This window comes from Sphingomonas arantia (genome assembly GCF_042682045.1).
GTDB lineage: Bacteria > Pseudomonadota > Alphaproteobacteria > Sphingomonadales > Sphingomonadaceae > Sphingomonas_R > Sphingomonas_R arantia.
Window position 1 is genome coordinate 316,115 of sequence record NZ_JBHUGS010000003.1, and the last position, 21,470, is coordinate 337,584.

Sequence of the window (21,470 nt, forward strand, 5' to 3'; positions counted from 1 at the left end):
AGGACATCGGATCGGAGGAGATTTTTCGCTCTCGATCTGCTTTGAATTAGACGGAGTACAGGTCACCGAAACGGACCGTCACGCCATTCGCGGTAAGCCACCTAACCCCCCAAAGCCTTCTGCCGCCGCCGCTGCACGCTCGACCCCAGCCCGATCGCCTCGCGATATTTCGCCACCGTGCGCCGCGCGATGTCGAACCCGCGCGCCTTCAGCAGGTCGACCAGCGCGTCGTCGGACAGCACCGCTGCGCCCTCCGCCGCGATCAGCCGGCCGATCGCGTCCTTCACCGCCTCCGCCGATGCCGCCTCGCCGCCGTCCGCCGACTGGATGCCGCTGGTGAAGAAGTATTTCAGCTCGAACAGCCCGCGTTCGCAGCTCAGATATTTGTTCGACGTCACCCGGCTGACCGTCGATTCGTGCATCCCGATCGCATCCGCCACGGTACGCAGCGTCAGCGGGCGCAGGTGCGTCACCCCGTGGCGGAAGAACGCCTCCTGCTGCTGCACCAGTTCGGTCGCCACCTTCACGATCGTACGCGCGCGCTGGTCGAGCGCCTTTACCAGCCAGTTCGCGCTCGCCACGCAGTCCGCCAGCCACGCCTTCGACGCCTTGTCCTGCACGCCCCCCGACAGCTCGACATAATAGCTGCGGTTCAGCAGCACACGCGGCAACGTCGCGCTGTTCAGCTCGATCGCCCAGCCGGCCCCGCGCCGCGCGACGAAGATGTCCGGCGACACCGCCTCGATCCGCCCCCCGCCAAACCGCAGCCCCGGCTTCGGATCGTAGCGCCGCAGCTCGCGGATCATGTCGACCAGATCCTCGTCGTCGACCCGGCACAGCCGCCGCAGCTGCGCCATCGATCCGCGCGCGACCAGGTCCAGGTTCGCGATCAGCGCGGCCATGCACGGGTCGTACCGGTCCGCCTCGCGCGCCTGCAACGCCAGGCACTCCGCCAGCCCGCGCGCTGCGACCCCGGTCGGCTCCAGCCCCTGCACCACGCCCAGCACGCGCTCGACCGCCGCGACCGGCAGTCCGAGCCGCTCGGCCACCTCTTCGATCCGCCCGGTCAGATACCCCGCCTCGTCGATCAGGTCGATCAGATGGCCCGCAACGATCAGGTCCGTCCCCGCCAGCACCATCCCGGCCTGCGCCATCAGATGATCGTGCAGCGACAGGTCCGCGACCAATGTCGCCTCATACCCCTCCCCGTCCGCCGCCAGCGCCGCGCCGGACCGCGTGCCGTCCATCCCCAGCGCACCGTCCATGCCCGGCCCCGCATCGGTCGGCCCGTCGTGGATGAAGGTCTCGGCATCGTAATCGACGTCGAGCGGCTGGTCCGCCGCGCCCTCGCCCGCCGCGATCAACTGGTCCGCGGTCGCCGGCTCGGCGGTTTCGACGACCACCGCGTCACGCTCCACCTCGGGCGCATCGCCCTCCTCGCGCCCCGCCTCGAGCAGCGGGTTCTTCTCCAGCTCCTCGGCGATGAACCCTTCGATCTCCAGGTTCGACAGCGCGAGCAGCTTGATCGCCTGCTGCAACTGCGGCGTCATCACCAGCGACTGCGACTGGCGCAGGTCCAGTCGCGGGGCCAGGCTCATGACGTGGCGGGCCCCCCAGCCATCCCGCTAGAGCGCGAAGCTCTCGCCGAGATACAGCCGGCGGACATTCTCGTCAGCCACCAGCGCCTGCGGGCTGCCCTGGAACAGCACCTTGCCGTCGTAGATGATGCAGGCCCGGTCGACGATGTCGAGCGTCTCGCGGACATTGTGATCGGTGATCAGCACGCCGATGTCGCGCCGCTTCAGGTCCTTCACCAGATCGCGGATGTCGGCGATCGAGATCGGATCGATGCCCGCGAACGGCTCGTCCAGCAGCATGATCGACGGGTCCGCGGCCAGCGCGCGCGCGATCTCGCACCGCCGCCGCTCGCCGCCCGACAGCGCCATCGCCGGCGAATCGCGCAGCCGCCCGATGTGGAATTCCTCGAGCAGCGTCTCGAGCTTCGCCGCGCGCGCCGCCTTGTCCGGCTCGGCCAGCTCCAGCACCGCCATGATGTTCTGGGCGACGGTCAGCCCGCGAAAGATCGACGTCTCCTGCGGCAGATACCCAAGCCCCAGGATCGCGCGGCGATACATCGGCAGCCCGGTGATATCCTCGCCGTCCAGCAGGATGCGTCCCGCATCCGGCTTTACGAGCCCCATGACGGAGTAGAAGCACGTCGTCTTGCCCGCACCGTTCGGCCCGAGCAGGCCCACGACCTCGCCACGCGCCACGTCCAGCGACACGTCCGACAAGACCTGCCGCCGGTCGTACGACTTGGCGATCGAGACGATCGACAACCCGCGCGCCACCGCATGGCCATCGCTGCTCGCATCCGCCAGGATCAGGGTCTCGCTCATCCCCGCTGCCTAGCGGAGGCGGAGCGCGCCGACAATCCATGCGCGACGTCGCGGAAGGCCGGGCGGGGCCTGCACTGTCGCCTATGCCAACTACCAGACCGGTCGCCATGCCGCCGTCCACCGCAATTCTTATCCGTGAACCAGCCTGCCTTGATGCAAAAATCAAAAGTTTTGCATCAAGCCGGTGGGCATGGAAGCGCCTAATTGCGGACATTCGGGCTGCTGCGTAAGCTGACGTATGCCTCCAAAATTTCAGACTGTTTTTGATCTAACGCAGCACATCGGGCTCATCCGACCAGCTTATTGGTTTATGGCTATCTTCGTGTTCGCCGGCGTTCTCCTGGCGGTGCTGGCGTGGTTGGCAGTTCGGCGGCGCTGGCGCTGGCGTCGTTCACTTCCGATATTCGCGACGGTATGGATCGTATTGTGCACGTACTTGATCGTCCTGGACGTACGCTACACGGCCGCCATACGCAGTGCAGTCGCGGGCGGAAAAGTTCAGACGGCGGAAGGCTGTTTAGATTATTTCCGGCCCGGCTCTCCATACGGGACTAAGAATACCGCCGGTGACGAGGAATGGAGTGTTGGCGGGCTTACGTTTAGCTACGGCGCGGGTGAGGTACGGCCGGCTTTCCATTTAGTCTCTACGGCGGGAGGTTTGGTTAGACCGGATTCGCGAGTACGAGTGACGTTCGCCATCAGCCCCGCGTATGGACGGCGCGAGATCGTCAAGCTTGAGCTTGCTCCGCACACATGTCCATTGGCGCGTCACGTTGAAGCGTTTGAGCAGCCGTAAAACAACCGTCCACCTTTCACCACTTTCCGCTCCCACGATGCAAAATTCACAGGTTTCGCATCACTGAGGAACGCCAGAACCGCAGCACTTTATCTGATGCGCAAGTCCGATGCAGCATTGGCTTGACCGTTCAAACCATTTGAACCCGCTGCCGCCATTTGGTTCGAGCCTGTCGAGAACTCGGGGCGGCGTTCTCGACAGGCTCGAACCAAACGGAGCTGATGTCAGGTGCGCCCGGTCACAACTTAGTCCGGCGGAAGCATGCGGGATTGCTCCGACGCCTACTTCCGGTCCGGTACCGTAAACCGCCCGGTCACCCGCCCGCCCTGCGCGCCGCCGTCGACGTTGGCGCGGCCGGAGGTCAGGTCGTACACCAGCCGCTGGCTGCGTACCTGGTTGCCGCCCTGGCGGGTCAGCACGACGCCGCCCAGCATCGTGATCACCCGCTTGTTCAGGTCGTAGATCGCGAACTGGCTGCGCGCGGTCTCGGTCGGTGCAGTCACCGTCACGCCACCGCTCGCGTCCAGCCGCTGGATCTGCGGATTGCCGGCCACCGTCAGATACGTGATCGTCGCGCGGTCCGACGTCAGTTTCAGGTTCCCCTGCACCACGCGGACATTGCCGTTCAGCACCGCGCGCCCGTCGCGGCTGGCCAGCGTTCCCGAGTCGGACGTCACGTCGATCGGCCCGCTGGTGTCGAGCCCCGCCAGCCCGGTGGAGGTCTGCGCCACCGCGGCCGTGCCGATCAGGAGGAGGACGGGGGCGAGGGTGCGGATCATGGCGGTCACTTGGCCTCACGCCGCGGGATTTGCAACCGCACACCTTGGGTCAGCGTCACGACCCGCGTGTTCAGGTCGCCGGTCAGGTGCCCGCCCTGGAATGTGCCCAGCTCGCCCTTGCCGTCCACGGCACCGCCCGATGCGATCTTGCGCGTCTTCAGGTCCACCGTCACGTCGCGGGTCTGCATCCGGTATCCGTTGGCGCCGCTGAACAGCACCTGCCCGTCGATCGCGACCCGTTCCGTATCCATGTCGTAGCGGCCCTTGCGCGCCACGATCGTCGCGGGTCCGTCGTCCAGCGCGATGCGCGCCGACAGGTCGTCCATCCGCACCACCGGGTCGCGCGACGTCTGCTGCACCGCGGATGCCGCGCGCAGCTGGAACGGCTGGCCCTTCGCGTCCTGCCCGCGGTAGTTCGCCTCGGTCACGCGCATCCGCTCGCGCGCCACGTCGACGCGGTCCTTGGCCAGCACGAAGCTCACGTCGCGTCCGCCCAGCAGCGGCGCCACCGCCAGCAGCACGAACAGCGCGGCGATTGCGATCGGCAACGCGATGCGCAGCAGGCCGATGACCCGGTCGTGGCTGCCGCCGCGCGCCGCCCATTGCTGGCGCTTGCTTCGCGCTTTCGCGCCTGCCTCAGACATGGGCGAAGATATCGACCTCCGCCCAGCCGGCGATGTCCAGCGCCGCGCGCGTCGGCAGGAAATCGAAGCACGCCTGCGCCAGGCCCATCCGCCCCTCGCGTTCCAGCCGCACGTCCAGCTTCGCCTTCATCGCGTGCAGGAACCGCACGTCGGACGCCGCATAATCCTTCTGCGCATCGCTCAGCTCGGGCGCGCCCCAGTCGGACGATTGCTGCTGCTTGCTGATGTCCTGCCCCAGCAGCTCGCGCACCAGCTCCTTCAACCCGTGCCGGTCGGTATAGGTACGGATCAGCTTCGACGCGATCTTGGTGCAGTAGATCGGCGCCGCCGTCACCTCCAGATAGTAGCGGATCGCCGCCACGTCGAACCGCGCGAAGTGATACAGCTTCAGCCGTTCCGGATCGGCCAGCACGGCGCGCAGGTTCGGCGCGGCATAGTCGCTGTCGGGGCTGAACCGCACGAGATGCTCGTCGCCGCCCCCGTCGGAGATCTGGAGCAGGCACAACCGGTCGCGCGGCGTCATCAACCCCATCGTCTCGGTATCGACCGCGACGGGTCCGGGGGCGAGCACGCCGGCCGGAAGATCTTCTTCATGGAAATGGACTGTCATAGATCAGCGCATAGGCGGTGCCGGACGCGGGCTCAATCGCAAAGCGCGGGCGACGCGCGATGCCGGACGGGATGGCAACCGGGACACAGGGCAAAGTCCATCCACCCCGGCACCGCACCGCTCCGGCGAAACGACTCGCCGTGGCCACCGAAATACTTTATGGCGATTCTTTGGCACGGCCTTGGCTCGTGCTGGACAGTGCGTACGCCTCGCCCGGCGTGCATGCTATTCACTGCAGGGGCGACCGGGAAAGATTTACTAGGCATGAGTTTCGATCGAGGACGGCGCGGGCAGCGCGGCGACAAGGGCAAGGGCAACTTTGGCGGCGACGATAGCAGCAGCTATGGTGGCGGCAGCTCCTACGGTGGCGGCGGCGGTTACGGCGGCGGCGGCGGTGGCGGCGGCTATGGTGGCGGCGGCGATCGCTTCGGCGGCGGCGGCAGCTCCTACGGCGGCGGCGGCGATCGCTTCGGCGGTGGCAACAGCGGCGGCGGCGGCGGTTACGGCGGCGGCGGTGGCGGCGATCGCTTCGGCGGCGGCGGCGGCGGCGGTTTCCGTGGCGGCGGCGGCGGTGGTGCCGTCGGCGGCGCGCGTGGCGGCATGCCCGCGCAGGTGATCGGCGAAGGCAAGGGCGTCGTGAAGTTCTTCAACGGTCAGAAGGGCTTCGGCTTCGTCGTCCGTGATGATGGCGGCGAAGACGTGTTCGTCCATATCTCGGCCGTCGAACAGGCCGGTCTCACCGGTCTGGCCGAAGGTCAGCCGCTCGAGTTCACGCTCGTCGACCGCGGCGGCCGCGTCTCCGCGACCGACCTGAAGATCGACGGCGAGCCGATGCCGGTGACCGAGGACCGCGGCCCGCCGCGCGATCGCGATGCCGGTGGCATGGGCGCCCCCCGCGGTGCGCCCGCCGGTGGTGCCGGTGCCGGTGGTCCGCAGCGCCAGCTGACGGGCGAGAAGGCCAGCGGCACTGTCAAGTTCTTCAACGCGATGAAGGGCTTCGGCTTCATCCAGCGCGACGATGGACAGCCGGACGCATTCGTCCACATCTCGGCCGTCGAACGTGCCGGCATGACGAACCTCAACGAAGGCGACCGGCTCGAATTCGAGCTGGAGGTCGACCGTCGCGGAAAGTACGCCGCGGTGAACCTCACCTCCCTCGCCTAACCCCGGCCCGCATCCGCGGTGCCGAACAACAGCCCGGTCCTCCACACGGAGGGCCGGGTTTTTGCTGTCCGCCGGCCCGGACGCCCAACCCGAGCGAGGACGATGACCAGCCGCCCGCACCTCCCCGGCGCAGGCCGGGGCCTGGTTGCTTCCTCTCGTCACGCCCGCATCCCAACCCCACAACAAACACTTCCCTCCCGCCCCCACCGCGCCGATAACGCGCCCTCCTCCCCGGTCACGGAACCCGCCGCATGCGTCTGCTGTTCTGCCTGCTTCCCCTGCTTGGCGCCTCGCTGGCCTGCTCGGCGACCCCACCCGCACCCGCCCTGGAGGACCGGCCCGTCGATACCGCCCGCCCTGCCGACGCCGCGCCCGCACCGATCGTCGTCCCCACCGTCGTCGCACGTTACCCGCACGACACCGGCGCGTTCACGCAAGGCCTGCTCTGGCATAAGGGGTCGTTCTACGAGAGCACCGGCCAGGTCGGCCAATCCCAGATCCGCCAGGTCCGGCTGGCCGATGGCAAGGTCCTGCAAAGCGCGGCCGTTCGCGCCGACGTGTTCGGCGAGGGCATGGCACTCTGGAAGAACGACCTCGTCAGCCTCAGCTGGCAGAACGGCACCGGCTGGCGCTGGGACCGCGCGACGCTGCGCCAGAAGTCCGAATTCCGCTACCCCGGCGAAGGCTGGGGCCTGACGCAGGACGGCCGCCGCCTGATCCTGTCCGACGGCACGGCCGAACTGCGTTTCCTCGACCCCGTCACCTTCGCCGAACAAGGCCGGATTCGCGTGACCGCCGACGGCCAGCCGGTCATGAACCTCAACGAACTGGAATATGTGAAGGGCGAGATCCTCGCCAATATCTGGCAGACCGCGATGATCGCGCGGATCGATCCCGCCACCGGCCGCGTGAAGGGCTGGCTCGACCTGCGCAGTCTGGTCGCGCAGGTTACGGTCACCGATCCCGACGCGGTGCTGAACGGCATCGCCTATGACGCCGCAAAGGATCGGCTGTTCGTCACCGGCAAATACTGGCCGTCGCTGTTCGAAATCCGTATTCCGAAATGACGGCGTTCCCGGCGTTAAACACCTGAACGCAACTCTATGTTAACGCTATGGCGATGTTTCGCGGTGTAGTCCGGGGTACGAAAGGACTATGCCGATGACCGAACCCGCCGCCGTTGACGCCGCCAGCACCGTGCCTTCCACCGACGAAGCGCACACGCCACGCCGCACCGAACGCACCCCGGCGGACTTCCCGGTTTCGTTGCGCCGCCAGGGTCTGCAACGCTTCTCGGTCCGGCTGGTCGACCTGTCGCCCGGCGGCTTCTGTACGGAGGTCGACGATCCGCCGCGCGTCGGCACCACGCTCTGGCTGACGCTCCCCGGCCTCGCCCCCATGATGGCGCGCGTCGCCTGGGCCACCGGGTTCCGCATCGGCGCGGAATTCACGGCCCCGATGCACCCCTCCGTCCTGCAGGCCGTGATCGACCGGAACAGCTGAGCCCGCCTAGCCGATCATCCGGCGCAGCGTGTCGATCCGGTCCGCCTCCGCCGCAGGCTTGTCGCGCCGGATGCGGCTGATCCGCGGAAACCGCATTGCCAGCCCGGACTTGTGCCGCTTCGATTCGTGGATCGAATCGAACGCCACCTCCAGCACCAGCGTCTTCTCGACCTCGCGCACCGGCCCGAACCGCCCCGTCGTGTTGGTCCGCACGAACTTGTCGAGCCACTTCAGCTCCTCGTCGGTGAACCCGGAATACGCCTTGCCGACCGGCAGCAGCTCGCCATCCTCGGTCCAGCATCCGAACGTATAGTCGGAATAGAAGCTCGATCGCTTGCCCGACCCACGCTGCGCATACATCATCACGCAGTCGCAGCTCAGCGGATCGCGCTTCCACTTGTACCACATCCCTGCACGCCGCCCGCCGACATAGGGACTGTCGCGACGCTTCAGCATCACCCCCTCGATCGCCGCATCGCGCGACGTGGCGCGGATCTCCTCCAGCGCCGTGAAGTCCGCCGCGTCGATCACCGCCGACAGGTCGAACCGGTCCGGGTCGAGCGCCCCCGCAAACGCCTCCAGCCGCGCGCGCCGCTCGGTCCAGGGCAGCGCGCGGACATCCTCCATACCGTCGAGCAGGATGTCGTACACCCGCACGAACGCCGGATAATCCGCCTGCATCTTGGCCGACACCAGCTTACGTCCCAGCCGCTGCTGCAACGCGTTGAAACTGGCCGCACCCCCGCCATCCTCCAGCGCGCCGCCCTGATGTGCGCCCTTGACCAGCAGCTCGCCGTCCAGCGCGCCGTCGTGCCGCACCGCCGCCGCCACGTCCGGAAAACTGCCGGTGATGTCGTCGCCCGCCCGGCTGTACAGCCGCGTCTGCCCCGCGGTCCGCACGATCTGCACGCGGATGCCGTCCCACTTCCACTCCGCGACATAGTCCGCCATGTCGACGATCGCGTCCTCCAGCGGATGCGCCAGCATGAACGGCCGGAACACCGGCACGTCGGCCGGCGTCGGCTGCTCGCCGCGCCCCTCCGCCCACGCGAACAGCGCGGCATAAGGCGGGTCGATCCCGTGCCAGATCTCCTCGACCGCATCGACGTCCAGCCCGAACCCGTTCGCCAGCGCCGTCTTGGCCAACCGCGCCGACACGCCGACACGCAGGCCGCCGGTCGCCAGCTTCAGCAACGCATAACGCCCCGACGAATCGAGATGGTCGAGCATCCCCGCGATCGCGCGCGGCCCCTCGACCCGGTTCAGGCTCCGCAACCGCTCGATCACCGCCGCCAGCCCGAGCGACCCGTCGTCGATCTCCGCCGGCTCCCCCGCAGGTGCTGGCCACAGCAACGCCACCGTCTCGGCCGTATCGCCGACATAGTCGCGGCTCATCCGGAACAGCACCGGATCGACCCGCTCCTCGACCAGCGCCCGGATCGCCGCCGACTTCACCGCCGGAATATCGAGGTCACCCGTCAACGCCGCCATCGCCCACCCGCGATCCGGGTCCGGCGTGGCCCGCAGATAATCCGCGATCAGCTTCAACTTCGCATTGCGCGACCGCGTATAGACAAGACTGTCGAGAAGCTGAGAAAACGCCCGCATCCCCGCACAACGACCCGACGCCCGTCCGGGTCCGACGGGAAACGCAAGGTCCGCGGGCTACCCAAACCCGTTCAGTTCGAGCCTGTCGAGAACGCCGCGCAACACCCGTTCCAACGCGTTCATCCCCCCAACCCCGTTCGGTTCGAGCCTGTCGAGAACCCGCGCTACCCCCAAACCCCGCACATCCCGAGCGAAGTCGAGGAACCCTTCGAGCGAAGCCGAAGGCCCGTATCGAAGGACCCGACCCGCCCGCTAGGCCATGCTTCGATACGACCCCTCGATACGCGCAAGAGCGCTACTCGGTCTCTACTCAGCACGAACGGGAGTCTGGAAAGTGCGGATCAACAGCCGCTTCGAATGTCGCACGACCAAACCTAAGCCCGAGGCTTCATCCCCAACCACTCCCGCATGACCCCAGTCACCGCCTCCGGCGCCTCCCAGGGCACGAAATGCCCCGCATCGATCCGCGCCACCGTCAGGTCGCGCACCACTGCATCCAGCCCATCGAGCTGCGCCGCCAGCAAGGCCCGGTCCCGCATCCCCCACACCACCAGCACCGGCATCTCCAGCACCGGAAACGCCGCATCGACCCACGCAGGCCGCGCAACATCTTCGTCCATCGCCGGCACCACGATCGGCGCCGCACGATACCAGTTCAGCATGCCCGTCAGCGCACCCGGCTGGCCCCATTCCGCCAGATACTCCGCGCGATCCGCCGCCGTCACCCGCGCCGGATCGACATGCGGCGCAAAGCTCCGGTCGTAAAACCCGTCCAGCCCCATCTCCGCGATCCGCGCCTCGATCCCCGGATCGCGGAACGCCCGAATATACTGGCTCGCCGCACGCTGCGCCGGATCGTCGATCAGCGCGCGCTGAAACAGCAGCGGATGCGGCGCATTGGCGATCACCAGCCGCTCCACCCGGTCCGGATGGCGCAACGCCGTCGCCCAGCCGACCGCCCCGCCCCAGTCATGCGCCGCCAGCGTGAACCGCCCGATCCCGAGCGCATCGGCCAGCGCGATGACATCCGCCACCAGCCGGTCGATGCCATAGTCCGCCACCGCCTCCGGCTTCGAAGACCCGGCATAGCCGCGCTGATCCGGCGCGACGCAGTAATGGTCTCCGGACAACGCCGAGATCTGATGCAGCCAGGTCCGGTGCGACTCCGGAAACCCGTGCAGGAACAGGATCGCCGGCGCCGCCGGATCGCCCGCCACCGCGACGTCGAGCGATACCCCGGTCGACAGCGTGATCCGCCGCAGCCCGCTCACGGATAGCTGACCGTATTCGGTACGGGCGGGATCGGGATGTACTCCGGATCGCCCGGCACGGTCGCGAACTTGCCCGCGGTCCAGTCCGCCCGCGCCTGCCGAATCCGCTCCTGCGAGGACGACACGAAATTCCACCATACATGCCGCGGCGTCGCGAACGCCCCGCCACCCGCCAGCATCACCCGCGCGCCGCTCATCGACTTCAACGTCGCGGTGATCCCCGGCCGCAGGACGATCAGCGCCATCTTGGCCAGCGGCCGTCCGTCGATCGTCGCCTCGCCCTCGACCAGGTACAGTCCGCGTTCGTCGGCGTCCGCATCGATCGGCACCTGCCCGCCCGGCTCCAGTGCGATGTCGGCATAGATGGTCGGCGCATGCGCGGTGACCGGCGACGTCTGCCCCCACAACGTCCCCATGATCACCGTAGCGCGCGCCCCGCTGTCGCCGAACACAGGCAGCGCGTCCGCCGCGACATGCTGGAACGCCGGGTCGATCTCCTCCCGCCCGTCGGGCAGCGCCAGCCAGGTCTGGATCCCGGACAGCGGCGGCCCCTTCGCACGCTCCACGATCGGCGACCGTTCCGAATGGACGATGCCGGTGCCCGCGGTCATCAGGTTCACCGCACCCACCCCGATCGTCTGCACCGTGCCCAGCGAATCGCGGTGATCGATCGCCCCGTCGAACAGGTATGTGACGGTGCTCAGCGCGATATGCGGATGCGGCCGCACGTCGATCCCCTCGCCCTGCGGCAGGTGCGCCGGTCCCATCTGGTCGAAGAACACGAACGGCCCGACCATCGTGCGGTCCTTGTGCGGCAATGTGCGATGCACCTTGAACCCGCCCAGATCGTGCGTGACGGGCAGCAGCGTCTGCAACACCGTGTCTTCGTTCTGCATCGACGCTCTCCTCTGGGTCATCAGCCTAACCCGGAACGGAACCCCGCTCCACCCCGCCGCATGAACCGCAGCTAACATCACCACTCATCGCGGGTTCAACGCGCCCGGCCGAAAGGAGCCGCATATTCCAACAGGAGCAGGACCGATCATGACCATCACGCGCACGATATTGACCACCACCCTCGCCGCGCTCACGCTGGCCGCGGTCCCCGCCACCGCCTCCGCGCAGGACCGGTTCGACTTCGGCGGCGGCCGGCGCGGCGAACGCGACATCCTGCTCCAGGGCAACGGCGTGCCGATCCTCTACCCCGAACTGCGCGCCACCAACCGCGGCCGCGCCTTCGTCCTGCGCAATTTCGACGCCAACGACGACGGCCGCATCAACCGGCGCGAGGCGGACGACGCCAACGCCGCCTTTGCGCGCATCGCCGGCGCAGACCGCCGCCGGTTCGATTGGGACTCGCGCGACGTCGTGGTCGCCGTGCCGGTCGCACCGCAGGGCGGCGGCTGGGATCGCCGCGGCATGCGCGACTACCGCATGAAGCAGACCCGCTACGGCGCCACGCTCGTGCTGCAGGACGTGCTGTTCCGTACCGGCAGCGCGGAACTGCGCCCGGGTGCCGAGGCGCGACTCCGCCCGCTCGCCGGCTATCTGCGCGCCAACCGCAACGTCCGCGTCCGGATCGACGGCCACACGGACTCGGTCGGCGGCGCCGCCGCGAACCAGCAGTTGTCGGAACGCCGCGCCAGCACGGTCCGCCAGGCGCTTGGCACGATGGGCGTCGAGCGCGATCGCTTCCGCGTCCAGGGGTTCGGCGAAACCACGCCGGTCGCGACCAACGCCACGCCGGCAGGTCGTCAGCTCAACCGCCGCGTCGAAGTGACGCTGATCGGTCAGCAGGCGCGCAGCTTCGACTATCGCGACTGATCGGGCGTTCCGGGCGGCCCGTCGATCGCTGGTTTCTTCGCGGCGGGTCGTGCAGGATCGGGGTTGGGGGGAACACCCCAACCCCGAAACGGTTGACGCCCCGAAACCCAGGAGACCGCGCATGACCCAGCCCCTCGACCTTCCCGCCGAAGACGTCGATTTCCTGATCTCTTCGCACAAGGTGGACGGCACGCCCGTCCGCACACGCGACGGTGTGGCGCTGGGCGCAGTGTCGACGTTCAAGATCGACCGCCGCACCGGCCAGGTGACCTATGTCGTGCTCCGCATCGGCGGCCTGCTCGGTATCGGCCAGACCTTCTATCCGGTCCCGTGGTCGGCGCTGACCTACGATGCCGAAAATGTCGGCTACGTCGTGTCGATCGACAAGCGCTTGCTCGAAGGCGGGCCGAGCTTCAGCGGCAGCACCGAACCAGTGTTCGACCGCGCCTATGCCGGCCGCGTGTCGAGCTACTACGCCTCGGTCGCCTGACCGCAGTTTGTCGGGCGACGCGCGACTGTCGGAGTTTTTCGTTCCACGATACCGCCTCCCCTGTTACGCCGTTGAAATATGTTCTGGGAGGGGCGGTTGGACGACCTGAAATCCGATGCGGACGTGGCGCCTGTCGAAGACAAGCTGCCTAACCCCGTGATCGAAGCACCGGCCGCGGTGGCCGCCCCCGCGTCGCGCGGCACCGGTCGTCGCCTGCACGGCGCGATCGCGCATAAACTCGGCGTGGCCATCCTGTCCGGCGAATATGCGCCGGGCGACGTGCTGTCGGGCGAGGTGGTGTTCTCGGAAGCGCTCGGCGTCTCGCGCAGCGCGTATCGCGAGGCGGTTCAGGTGCTCAGCGCCAAGGGTCTGGTCGAAAGCCGTCCCAAGGCGGGCACCCGCGTCCTGCCGCGCAACCGCTGGAACGTGCTCGATCCCGACGTGCTCGCCTGGGCGTTCACCGGCGAACCCGACATGCGGTTCATCCGCGGCTTGTTCGAACTGCGCGGCATCGTCGAGCCTGCCGCCGCCGCGCTCGCCGCCGAACGCCGCGAACGGTCCGACCTGAAACTCATGAAGGATGCGCTCGCCGGCATGACGCGTCACACGCTCGCCAGCGAGGCGGGGCGCGCCGCGGACCGCGATTTCCACGACGCCGTGCTGAACGCGACCGGCAACGACTCACTCGTGGTGCTCAGCGCCAGCATCGGCGCGGCGGTCCACTGGACCACCAAGTTTAAACAGCGTTCGCAGGGCCTGCCGCGCAACCCGATCCCCGACCACCGCCGCGTCTACGACGCCATCGCCGCCGGCAACTCGGCCGCGGCGAGCGAGGCGATGCGTGTCCTGGTCGATCAGGCGCTGGAAGACACCAAGGCCGCAATGAAACCGGCCTAGTTACCTACCCCGCCCATTCCGAGCGAAGTCGAGGGACCCGCCGAGCGCAGCCGAGACGCCGACACCGCCACGGGCCTAAGCTCCGTGGCACATGCGCCACGCACCAATCCGTTTGGTTCGAGCCTGTCGAGAACCCTGCGCAGTTCTCGACAGGCTCAAATCACGCCGAGCTTGCAAGGCCGCGGACCAACCGCGGCCCCCGGCATCACGCCACCCGAGCATCCGGCAACGCATCCGTCACCCGCGACCCCACCAGCGCGTAGAACAGGATGTACGCCTCGCACGCCACGGTCAGCAGGAACGACCATTGCAGGCCGTACGCATCGGCCAGCCAGCCCTGCACTACCACCAGCGCGCCGCCCGCGATCGCCATGATGAGCAGGCCCGACCCTTCCTCAGTTAACGGCCCCAGCCCCTTGATGCCCAGCGTGAAGATCGTCGGGAACATGATCGAATGGAACAGCCCGACCGAGATCAGCGCCCACATCGCGACATGGCCGGTCGTGAACGTCGCCACCAGCATGACGATCGCCGCACCGATGCTCGCCACCGCCAGCACCTTGGCCGCGTCGACCTTCTGCATCACGAACGCGCCGACCAGCCGGCCGATCATCATCCCGCCCCACAGCAGGAACAGATAATTCGACGCCTGCTGATGCGTCAGGTTCCCGATGTCCGGCTGCGACACGAAGTTGATGAACAGGTTGCCCACCCCGATCTCGGCGATCAGGTAGATGAAGATCGCCGGGATGCCGAACACGAGGTTGCGGTGCGTCCACAGCGACAGGCCCTTGCGGTCCGCCTTGGCCGACCGCTGCGTCGCGGCCCCCATCGCGGGCAGCGGGAAGCGCGCGATCACGATCGCCAGCACCGCCAGCACGCCCGCCACGATCAGGTAGGGCAGCACCACCGACTGCGCATCGGCCAGCCGCTCCGCCGGCGTCAGCGCCGCCGCACCGGCCGCCGCGGTGCCCGACGTCGTCCGCCCCAGGATCAGGTACCCGCCGAACAGCGGGGCCAGCGTCGCGCCGGCCGAATTGAACGCCTGCACCAGGTTCAGTCGCGACGATGCCGTCTCCGGACTGCCCACCACCGCGACATAGGGGTTGGCCGCGACCTGCAGCAGCGTGATGCCGCTGGCGATCACGAACAGCGCGAACAGCGTGACTTCGTAGGACGGCATCCGCGCCGCCGGCACCATGATCAACGCGCCGGCCGCCATCATGCCGAGCCCGACGACCATCGACCGCTGATAGCCGATCCGCTCGATCAGCTTGGCCGACGGGATCGATGCGAAGAAATAGGCGATGAACCACACGGACTCGATCAGCGTCGTCTGGGTGTAGGACAGCTCGAACACGCTGCGCAGATGCGGCAGCAGCGTGCCGTTGATGACCGTGATGAAGCCCCACATGAAGAACAGGCTGGCGAGCAGCGTCAACGCCGCCCGGTAACTGGTCCCCGGCGCATCGCTCGCCGCGCTGGCGACCCCGCCGCCTGCCCTGGATGTCTGGATTGGCATCGCCATGCTGTTCACCTTCTCCGTCCCGGGTGCCTACGTCGTGCTCGCGTGCGCGCGGCTTGCCCTACTCGATGTTGTCCGACTATATACCGACACAAGGCGCGTCAACGGCGCCATCGGTTCACGTTGGGGATGTCGGCATGCGAACTCTGGGTCTGATCGTACATACGGCCGCGTTGCTGGCCGGCATGGCCGGAACCGCGCAGGCGACCACCATTGCTCGCGCCCCCGCCGGCACGCTGGCGGACGGCACCGCCATCGAAACCATTACGCTGACCAATAAGGCCGGTCTCACTGCGCGTGTCCTCACTTACGGCGCGACGCTGCAAGCGGTCATCGCCCCCGATCGCAACGGCCGCATGGCCGATGTCGTGCTGGGTTATGACGATCTGAAATCCTTTGTCGACCACCCCAATTTCTTCGGCGTCACGGTCGGCCGCTTTGCCAACCGCATCGCCGGCGGCACTTTCACGCTCGACGGCAAGCGCTACCAGCTGCCGCTGAACGACAAGACCAATTCGCTGCACGGCGGCGGCAAGGGGTTCGACAAGGTCGCCTGGCGCGTCGTGTCGATCACGCCCGGCCCGGTGGCCAAGCTCGTCCTCGCCTATACCAGCCCCGACGGCGAGTCCGGCTATCCCGGCAAGCTCGACGTCACCACCACCTATACGCTCGACGAAAGTGGCAGCCTGGGCATCGCGTTCGATGCGAAGACCACCAAGCCGACCGTCGTCAACATGACCAACCACGGCATCTTCGACCTCGGCGGCGAAGGGTCGCCGACCGGCGCGATGGGTCATCTGCTCACCATCCCGGCGCGCGCGATCACCCCCGTCGATGCCAAACTGATCCCGACCGGCGAACTGCGCCCCGTCGAAGGCACCGCGTTCGATTTCCGCGCCCCGCGCGTCATCGGCCTTTCGCTGCGCGACGGCCGCGACCAGCAACTGCGCTACGGCCAGGGCTACGATCATAATTTCGCGCTGGACAAGGGTGTTACCGCTACCCCGGGCCTCGCCGCCCGCCTGATGGATCCGGCGTCGGGCCGGGTGCTCGAGGTGCTGACCACCGAACCGGGCGTACAGTTCTACACCGGCAACTTCCTCGACGGCACGTTCGTCGGCAAATCCGGCCATCTGTACCGGATGGGCGACGGCATCGCGCTGGAACCGCAGAAATTCCCCGATGCGCCCAACCAACCGACGTTCGTGTCCGCACGCGTCGACCCGGGCAAACCCTACCATCACCAGATGATCTACCGCTTCTCCGTACAACGCTGATCCGACCGGAACCCGCATCATGACCGACACCCGCTTCCCCCCGCTGCGCTCGCGCGCGTGGTTCGACAATCCCGACAATATCGACATGACGGCGCTCTATCTCGAACGCTATCTGAACTTCGGCCTGTCGCTGGAAGAACTGCAATCGGGCAAACCGATCATCGGCATCGCGCAGACCGGGTCGGACCTCAGCCCCTGCAACCGCCACCACCTCGTGCTCGCCGAACGGCTGCGTGAGGGCATCCGCGAAATGGGCGGCATCGCGCTGGAATTCCCGGTCCACCCGATCCAGGAAACCGGCAAGCGCCCGACCGCCGGGCTCGACCGCAACCTCGCCTATCTGGCGCTGGTCGAGGTGCTCTACGGCTACCCGCTCGACGGCGTCGTGCTGACCATCGGTTGCGACAAGACGACGCCGGCCTGCCTGATGGCCGCGGCCACCGTCAACATCCCCGCCATCGCGCTGTCGGTCGGCCCGATGCTCAACGGCTGGCACAAGGGTGAGCGCACCGGCTCCGGCACGATCGTCTGGAAGGCGCGCCAGATGCTCGCCACCGGCGAGATCGACGACGCCGGTTTCATCAAGCTCGTCGCCTCCTCCGCGCCGTCGACCGGCTATTGCAACACCATGGGCACCGCCACGACGATGAACTCGCTGGCCGAGGCGCTCGGCATGCAGCTGCCCGGTTCCGCCGCGATCCCGGCGCCCTACCGCGATCGTCAGGAGATCGCGTACCTCACCGGCAAGCGGATCGTCGACATGGTGGCCGAGGATCTGAAGCCGTCCGACATCATGACGCGCGACGCGTTCCTGAACGCGATCGTCGTCAACTCCGCGATCGGCGGCTCCACCAACGCGCCGATCCACCTCGCCGCGCTCGCGCGCCACACCGGCGTCGAACTCGATCTGAAGGACTGGCAGACGCACGGCCACAAGGTGCCGCTGATGGTCAACCTCCAGCCCGCCGGCGAATATCTCGGCGAGGATTATTACCACGCTGGCGGCGTCCCCGCCGTGGTGGGCGAGCTGATGAAGCAGGGCCTGATCCACGAGGATGCGATCACCGCCAACGGCCGCACGATCGGTGAGAATTGCCGCGATGCGACGATCGAGGACGAACGCGTCATCCGCCCGTTCGCGACGCCGCTGTTGCAGGATGCCGGCTTCGTCGTGCTGTCGGGCAATTTGTTCGACGCCGCGATCATGAAGACCAGCGTGATCGGCCCTGAATTCCGCGACCGCTATCTGTCCAACCCGAACGATCCGGAGGCGTTCGAAGGCCCCGTCGTCGTGTTCGACGGGCCGGAGGATTACCACCACCGCATCGACGATCCGGCGCTCGGCATCACGTCCGAAACACTGCTGTTCATGCGCGGCGCCGGCCCGATCGGCTATCCGGGTGCGGCCGAGGTCGTCAACATGCGCCCGCCCGCCTATCTGATCCGCGAAGGGGTCCATGCACTCCCCTGCATCGGCGACGGGCGGCAGTCGGGCACGTCGGGCTCGCCCTCGATCCTCAACGCCTCGCCGGAGGCCGCGGCCAATGGCGGCCTCGCGCTGCTCCGCACCGGCGACCGCGTCCGGATCGACCTGAACAAGGGCACCGCCGACGTGCTGCTGTCCGACGCGGAACTGGCCGAACGCCGCACCGCGCTGATGGCCGACGGCGGCTACCGCTACCCCGCCTCGCAGACCCCGTGGCAGGAAATCCAACGCGCCACGGTCGGTCAGCTCAACACCGGCGCGATCATGGAAGGCGCCGAGAAGTATCAGCGCATCGCCCAGACCATGGGCCTGCCGCGCGACAACCACTGAGGCAAACGGGGGAGGCGCGCTGCCTCCCCCTACCCCATCGCGACAAGCTGCGTGCCCAGCCGCTCCGCCTCCGCGAGATCGTGCGTCACGTACAGAATGGGCAGGCGCAAATCGTCGCGCACCCGTTCGATCACCGCGATGATCTCCCCGCGCCGCGACGCATCCAGCGACGCCAGCGGCTCGTCCATCAACAACGTCCGCGCACCCGACAGCAGCGCCCGCCCGATCGCGACACGCTGCGCCTCGCCGCCGGACAGCGACCGCGGCCAGCGGTCGAGCAGCTCGCCGATCCCAAGAAACGCCACCACCTCGTCCAGCCCGATCCAGCGATCCGCCTCCGCCGCCAGCCGCCAACCATAAAGCAGGTTCGCCCGCACGCGCAGATGCGGAAACAGCCGCCCGTCCTGGAACACATAACCGATCCGTCGCCGCTCCGGCGCCACGTCCACCCGCGCGGCGGCATCGAACAACGTCGTGCCGCCGACCCGCACATGCCCGGCATCGGGCGTCAGCAACCCGGCCACCATGTTCAGCACGGACGTCTTGCCCGCCCCCGACGGCCCGAACAGCACCGTCAGCCCATCGTCCGCCTGAAACGTCAGCGCGATGTCGCGCGCCCCCAGCCGCCGGCGCAGCGCGATGTCAAAGGACATGGCCGGCCCGATCGTCCTGCCCACGCCGCGCCAGCCATTCGGACACGACCAACGCCGCCAGCGACAGCGCGACCGACAGGCCCGCCAGCCGCCACACCGCATCGTCGTTCCCCGGAATCTGCAACGCGCTGTAGATCGCGATCGGCAACGTCCGGGTCTCGCCCGGAATGTTCGACACGAACGTAATCGTCGCACCGAACTCCCCGATCGACCGCGCAAAACCGAGCACCAGTCCCGCCAGCACGCCCGGCAGGCACAGCGGCAGCGTGATCGTCGCAAAGGTCCGCCACGGCCCCGCGCCCAGCGTCCGCGCCGCCCCCTCCAGCCGCCGGTCGACCGCATCGATCGACAGCCGGATCGCACGCACCATCAACGGCAACGCCATGATCCCCGCCGCGATCGCCGCCCCCGTCCAGCGGAAGATCACCGACACCCCGAACGCCGCCTCCAGCCAACCACCGACCGACCCGTTCCGCCCGAACGCCAGCAGCAGCAGCCACCCCGTGACGACCGGCGGCAGCACCAGCGGCAGATGCACCACCGCATCGACCAGCGACCGCCCCGGAAACCGCCCGCGCGACAGCAGGTACGCGAGCCCGAACGCGACCGGCAACGTCACCGCCATCGCCACGCCACTGACGCGCAGCGACAGTGCAACGATCGCCCACTCCTCGGGCGTCAGCATCGCGCGATCACCGCGTGCCGAACCCGTATCGCCGGAAGATCGCCTTGCCCGCGGGCGAGATCAGGAACCGCCGGAACCGCTCAGCCTCCGCGCTGCCGCCCTTCAGCAACGCAACCGGATAGGTGATCGCCGGATGGCTCCCCGCCGGGAACGTGCCCACCACACGCACGCCGCGCTCCGCCCGCGCATCGGTGGCATAGACGATCCCGTACGGCGCCTCGCCGCGTGCGACCAGCGCCAGCGCCGCCCGCACGCTCTCCGCCCGCACCACGCGGCCCGCCACCGCCGGCCACACGCCGAGTGCGGTCAGCGCCGCCTTCCCGTACCGCCCGGCCGGGACCGCATCCGGGTCCGCCATCGCCAGCCGCCCACGGCCCAGCGCGCGCGCCAGCGGGAACCCGCGCCCGATCGTCATCCTGGCCCCACGCCCGGCCGGCGCGATCAGAACAAGCTGGTTACGCAGGAACGACACGCGCGTCCCCGCCCGGACCATCCCCTTGCGCTGCACATCGTCCATCCACGCCTCGTCCGCCGACACGAACAGGTCGGCCGGCACCCCCGCCTCCACCTGCCGCGCAAGCGCCGACGATGCCGCGAACGACAGCACCGGCCGCTCGTGCCGCCGCGCCGCCCAGGCATTGGCGGCGGCAGACAACGACTCCTGCAAACTCGCCGCGGCCAGCACCAGCGGCGGCTTGGCCACGGCGGGGGCCTGCACCGCCGCCAGCAGAATCGCGGCCAGACCCAGGATCGTACGGTGCATCGTCTTCTTCATGACCATCCGCCCTATACGCCGCCACCGCGGACCGAAACCCCCGCCGCCGCATCGCCCACGGGCGGCAAGGCCCAGTCGATCTCGCCCCGCCCCCGCGCGGTCAGAAACGCATTGGCCTGCGAAAACGGACGGCTGCCGAAGAAGCCGCGATAGGCCGATAGTCCCGACGGATGCGCCGAGCGGATCACCAGATGCCGTTCCTCGTCGACCAGCGCCGCCTTCGCCTGCGCCGGCTTCCCCCACAGCATGAACACCGCCGGCGGCCCGCGATCCACCGCCGCGATCACCGCGTCCGTAAACGCCTCCCACCCGCGCCGCCGGTGCGCGCCCGCCTGCCCCTCGACCACAGTCAGCACCGTATTCAGCAGCAACACACCCTGCCGCGCCCAGGCCTCCAGATACCCATGCGTCGCCGGCACGACCCCCAGATCGTCGCGCAGTTCGGCATAGACGTTGCGCAACGACGGCGGCACCCGCACCCCCGGCCGTACGCTGAACGACAGGCCGTGCGCCTGGCCCGCCCCATGATACGGGTCCTGCCCCAGGATCACGACCCGCACTGCGCTCGGAGGGGTCAGGTCCAGCGCGCGGAACAGGTCGGGCACCGCCGGAAACACCGTCCGCCCCGCCGCCACCTCTGCGGCCAGGAACGCGCGCAGGTCCGCCAGCGCGCCCGGCTCGGCCACCGCACCCAGCGCGGATCGCCACTCGGGCGACGCGATCGCAGGCATCTCGAACATGCGGCTCATCCTTT

General features: G+C 68.3%; 21 protein-coding genes. 8 read left to right on the top strand and 13 right to left on the bottom strand.

The features are described from left to right. Positions 1-101: 101 nt before the first annotated feature. The 5 genes from rpoN to ACFSGX_RS12930 all read right to left on the bottom strand — a co-directional run bounded on the left by rpoN (position 102) and on the right by ACFSGX_RS12930 (position 5,228). Positions 102-1,598, bottom strand: coding sequence for an RNA polymerase factor sigma-54 (gene rpoN, locus ACFSGX_RS12910; RefSeq protein WP_380930475.1), 1,497 nt, complete (start codon positions 1,596-1,598; stop codon positions 102-104). Positions 1,599-1,625: 27 nt separating this feature from the next. Further along, positions 1,626-2,399, bottom strand: coding sequence for an LPS export ABC transporter ATP-binding protein (gene lptB / locus ACFSGX_RS12915; protein ID WP_157176358.1), 774 nt, complete (start codon positions 2,397-2,399; stop codon positions 1,626-1,628). A 1,077-nt stretch (positions 2,400-3,476) separates the two neighbouring features. Further along, the gene (locus tag ACFSGX_RS12920; protein ID WP_380930477.1) at positions 3,477-3,974 is read right to left on the bottom strand and encodes an LptA/OstA family protein; all 498 of its coding nucleotides are present in this window, start codon (positions 3,972-3,974) and stop codon (positions 3,477-3,479) included. Between the two features lie 5 nt (positions 3,975-3,979). Then, on the bottom strand, positions 3,980-4,618 hold the full coding sequence (gene lptC / locus ACFSGX_RS12925; RefSeq protein ID WP_380930479.1) for an LPS export ABC transporter periplasmic protein LptC: 639 nt from the start codon (positions 4,616-4,618) through the stop codon (positions 3,980-3,982). After that, positions 4,611-5,228 (bottom strand): ribonuclease D, encoded by a 618-nt coding sequence (locus ACFSGX_RS12930; protein ID WP_380930481.1) that lies wholly within the window; start codon positions 5,226-5,228, stop codon positions 4,611-4,613. Before ACFSGX_RS12930 ends, lptC begins: the two co-directional genes overlap by 8 nt. A gap of 264 nt (positions 5,229-5,492) precedes the next feature. Here ACFSGX_RS12930 and ACFSGX_RS12935 point away from each other — a divergent pair, with 264 nt between their 5' ends. The 3 genes from ACFSGX_RS12935 to ACFSGX_RS12945 all read left to right on the top strand — a co-directional run bounded on the left by ACFSGX_RS12935 (position 5,493) and on the right by ACFSGX_RS12945 (position 7,895). Then, the gene (locus ACFSGX_RS12935) at positions 5,493-6,392 is read left to right on the top strand and encodes a cold-shock protein (protein WP_380930483.1); all 900 of its coding nucleotides are present in this window, start codon (positions 5,493-5,495) and stop codon (positions 6,390-6,392) included. 251 nt (positions 6,393-6,643) lie between these two features. Then, positions 6,644-7,459, top strand: a complete 816-nt coding sequence (locus ACFSGX_RS12940) for a glutaminyl-peptide cyclotransferase (protein WP_380930485.1) — start codon at positions 6,644-6,646, stop codon at positions 7,457-7,459. 94 nt (positions 7,460-7,553) lie between these two features. Next, complete coding sequence (locus ACFSGX_RS12945) at positions 7,554-7,895, top strand: PilZ domain-containing protein (RefSeq protein WP_380930486.1); 342 nt, start codon at positions 7,554-7,556, stop codon at positions 7,893-7,895. Positions 7,896-7,901: 6 nt separating this feature from the next. Here ACFSGX_RS12945 and ACFSGX_RS12950 read toward each other — a convergent pair whose 3' ends face one another. The 3 genes from ACFSGX_RS12950 to ACFSGX_RS12960 all read right to left on the bottom strand — a co-directional run bounded on the left by ACFSGX_RS12950 (position 7,902) and on the right by ACFSGX_RS12960 (position 11,670). Then, positions 7,902-9,503 (bottom strand): cisplatin damage response ATP-dependent DNA ligase, encoded by a 1,602-nt coding sequence (locus ACFSGX_RS12950; RefSeq protein WP_380930488.1) that lies wholly within the window; start codon positions 9,501-9,503, stop codon positions 7,902-7,904. 374 nt (positions 9,504-9,877) lie between these two features. After that, positions 9,878-10,774: an alpha/beta fold hydrolase gene (locus tag ACFSGX_RS12955; protein ID WP_380930490.1), complete on the bottom strand. Its 897-nt coding sequence runs from the start codon at positions 10,772-10,774 to the stop codon at positions 9,878-9,880. Beyond that, positions 10,771-11,670: a pirin family protein gene (locus ACFSGX_RS12960; RefSeq protein ID WP_380930491.1), complete on the bottom strand. Its 900-nt coding sequence runs from the start codon at positions 11,668-11,670 to the stop codon at positions 10,771-10,773. Before ACFSGX_RS12960 ends, ACFSGX_RS12955 begins: the two co-directional genes overlap by 4 nt. A gap of 148 nt (positions 11,671-11,818) precedes the next feature. Here ACFSGX_RS12960 and ACFSGX_RS12965 point away from each other — a divergent pair, with 148 nt between their 5' ends. The 3 genes from ACFSGX_RS12965 (at position 11,819) to ACFSGX_RS12975 (ending at position 13,985) form a co-directional block, all read left to right on the top strand. Then, on the top strand, positions 11,819-12,598 hold the full coding sequence (locus tag ACFSGX_RS12965) for an OmpA family protein (protein WP_380930492.1): 780 nt from the start codon (positions 11,819-11,821) through the stop codon (positions 12,596-12,598). Positions 12,599-12,719: 121 nt separating this feature from the next. Next, positions 12,720-13,088 (top strand): PRC-barrel domain-containing protein, encoded by a 369-nt coding sequence (locus tag ACFSGX_RS12970; protein ID WP_157176346.1) that lies wholly within the window; start codon positions 12,720-12,722, stop codon positions 13,086-13,088. A 144-nt stretch (positions 13,089-13,232) separates the two neighbouring features. Continuing rightward, entirely contained in the window at positions 13,233-13,985 is a 753-nt protein-coding gene (locus ACFSGX_RS12975; RefSeq protein WP_380930784.1) for a FadR/GntR family transcriptional regulator, read from the top strand. Positions 13,986-14,190: 205 nt separating this feature from the next. Here ACFSGX_RS12975 and ACFSGX_RS12980 read toward each other — a convergent pair whose 3' ends face one another. After that, a complete protein-coding gene (locus ACFSGX_RS12980; protein ID WP_380930494.1) occupies positions 14,191-15,513 on the bottom strand; it encodes a sugar MFS transporter in 1,323 nt (440 codons plus the stop codon). Between the two features lie 134 nt (positions 15,514-15,647). On the opposite strand from ACFSGX_RS12980, the gene ACFSGX_RS12985 reads away from it, so the two are divergent. Further along, the gene (locus ACFSGX_RS12985; RefSeq protein ID WP_380930496.1) at positions 15,648-16,787 is read left to right on the top strand and encodes an aldose epimerase family protein; all 1,140 of its coding nucleotides are present in this window, start codon (positions 15,648-15,650) and stop codon (positions 16,785-16,787) included. A gap of 19 nt (positions 16,788-16,806) precedes the next feature. Then, positions 16,807-18,603 carry an IlvD/Edd family dehydratase gene (locus ACFSGX_RS12990; protein WP_380930498.1) on the top strand — a complete coding sequence of 599 codons (1,797 nt, stop codon included), beginning with the start codon at positions 16,807-16,809 and terminating at the stop codon, positions 18,601-18,603. Positions 18,604-18,632: 29 nt separating this feature from the next. On the opposite strand, the gene ACFSGX_RS12995 is transcribed toward ACFSGX_RS12990, so the two are convergent. From ACFSGX_RS12995 to ung, 4 genes are read right to left on the bottom strand one after another with little or no spacing between them, the layout of a single operon-like run. Beyond that, entirely contained in the window at positions 18,633-19,256 is a 624-nt protein-coding gene (locus tag ACFSGX_RS12995) for an ATP-binding cassette domain-containing protein (RefSeq protein WP_380930500.1), read from the bottom strand. After that, positions 19,246-19,941 carry a molybdate ABC transporter permease subunit gene (gene modB / locus ACFSGX_RS13000; RefSeq protein WP_380930502.1) on the bottom strand — a complete coding sequence of 232 codons (696 nt, stop codon included), beginning with the start codon at positions 19,939-19,941 and terminating at the stop codon, positions 19,246-19,248. The genes ACFSGX_RS12995 and modB overlap by 11 nt, the downstream gene beginning before the upstream one ends. Before the next feature lie 7 nt (positions 19,942-19,948). After that, on the bottom strand, positions 19,949-20,716 hold the full coding sequence (gene modA, locus ACFSGX_RS13005; RefSeq protein ID WP_380930504.1) for a molybdate ABC transporter substrate-binding protein: 768 nt from the start codon (positions 20,714-20,716) through the stop codon (positions 19,949-19,951). A gap of 11 nt (positions 20,717-20,727) precedes the next feature. Continuing rightward, positions 20,728-21,447, bottom strand: coding sequence for a uracil-DNA glycosylase (gene ung, locus ACFSGX_RS13010; RefSeq protein WP_380930786.1), 720 nt, complete (start codon positions 21,445-21,447; stop codon positions 20,728-20,730). Positions 21,448-21,470 lie beyond the last annotated feature (23 nt).

What these genes read in the sequence shown, in the direction of transcription:
- ACFSGX_RS12930 (WP_380930481.1), bottom strand. Translation starts at nt 5,228, where the DNA reads ATGACAGTCCATTTCCATGAAGAAGATCTTCCGGCCGGCGTGCTCGCC.
- ACFSGX_RS12960 (WP_380930491.1), bottom strand. Translation starts at nt 11,670, where the DNA reads ATGCAGAACGAAGACACGGTGTTGCAGACGCTGCTGCCCGTCACGCAC.
- ACFSGX_RS12945 (WP_380930486.1), top strand. Translation starts at nt 7,554, where the DNA reads ATGACCGAACCCGCCGCCGTTGACGCCGCCAGCACCGTGCCTTCCACC.
- lptB (WP_157176358.1), bottom strand. Translation starts at nt 2,399, where the DNA reads ATGAGCGAGACCCTGATCCTGGCGGATGCGAGCAGCGATGGCCATGCG.
- ACFSGX_RS12970 (WP_157176346.1), top strand. Translation starts at nt 12,720, where the DNA reads ATGACCCAGCCCCTCGACCTTCCCGCCGAAGACGTCGATTTCCTGATC.
- ACFSGX_RS12950 (WP_380930488.1), bottom strand. Translation starts at nt 9,503, where the DNA reads ATGCGGGCGTTTTCTCAGCTTCTCGACAGTCTTGTCTATACGCGGTCG.
- modB (WP_380930502.1), bottom strand. Translation starts at nt 19,941, where the DNA reads ATGCTGACGCCCGAGGAGTGGGCGATCGTTGCACTGTCGCTGCGCGTC.
- ung (WP_380930786.1), bottom strand. Translation starts at nt 21,447, where the DNA reads ATGCCTGCGATCGCGTCGCCCGAGTGGCGATCCGCGCTGGGTGCGGTG.
- ACFSGX_RS12920 (WP_380930477.1), bottom strand. Translation starts at nt 3,974, where the DNA reads ATGATCCGCACCCTCGCCCCCGTCCTCCTCCTGATCGGCACGGCCGCG.
- ACFSGX_RS12940 (WP_380930485.1), top strand. Translation starts at nt 6,644, where the DNA reads ATGCGTCTGCTGTTCTGCCTGCTTCCCCTGCTTGGCGCCTCGCTGGCC.
- ACFSGX_RS12990 (WP_380930498.1), top strand. Translation starts at nt 16,807, where the DNA reads ATGACCGACACCCGCTTCCCCCCGCTGCGCTCGCGCGCGTGGTTCGAC.
- ACFSGX_RS12935 (WP_380930483.1), top strand. Translation starts at nt 5,493, where the DNA reads ATGAGTTTCGATCGAGGACGGCGCGGGCAGCGCGGCGACAAGGGCAAG.
- ACFSGX_RS12965 (WP_380930492.1), top strand. Translation starts at nt 11,819, where the DNA reads ATGACCATCACGCGCACGATATTGACCACCACCCTCGCCGCGCTCACG.
- ACFSGX_RS12995 (WP_380930500.1), bottom strand. Translation starts at nt 19,256, where the DNA reads ATGTCCTTTGACATCGCGCTGCGCCGGCGGCTGGGGGCGCGCGACATC.
- lptC (WP_380930479.1), bottom strand. Translation starts at nt 4,618, where the DNA reads ATGTCTGAGGCAGGCGCGAAAGCGCGAAGCAAGCGCCAGCAATGGGCG.
- ACFSGX_RS12980 (WP_380930494.1), bottom strand. Translation starts at nt 15,513, where the DNA reads ATGGCGATGCCAATCCAGACATCCAGGGCAGGCGGCGGGGTCGCCAGC.
- rpoN (WP_380930475.1), bottom strand. Translation starts at nt 1,598, where the DNA reads ATGAGCCTGGCCCCGCGACTGGACCTGCGCCAGTCGCAGTCGCTGGTG.
- modA (WP_380930504.1), bottom strand. Translation starts at nt 20,716, where the DNA reads ATGAAGAAGACGATGCACCGTACGATCCTGGGTCTGGCCGCGATTCTG.
- ACFSGX_RS12985 (WP_380930496.1), top strand. Translation starts at nt 15,648, where the DNA reads ATGCGAACTCTGGGTCTGATCGTACATACGGCCGCGTTGCTGGCCGGC.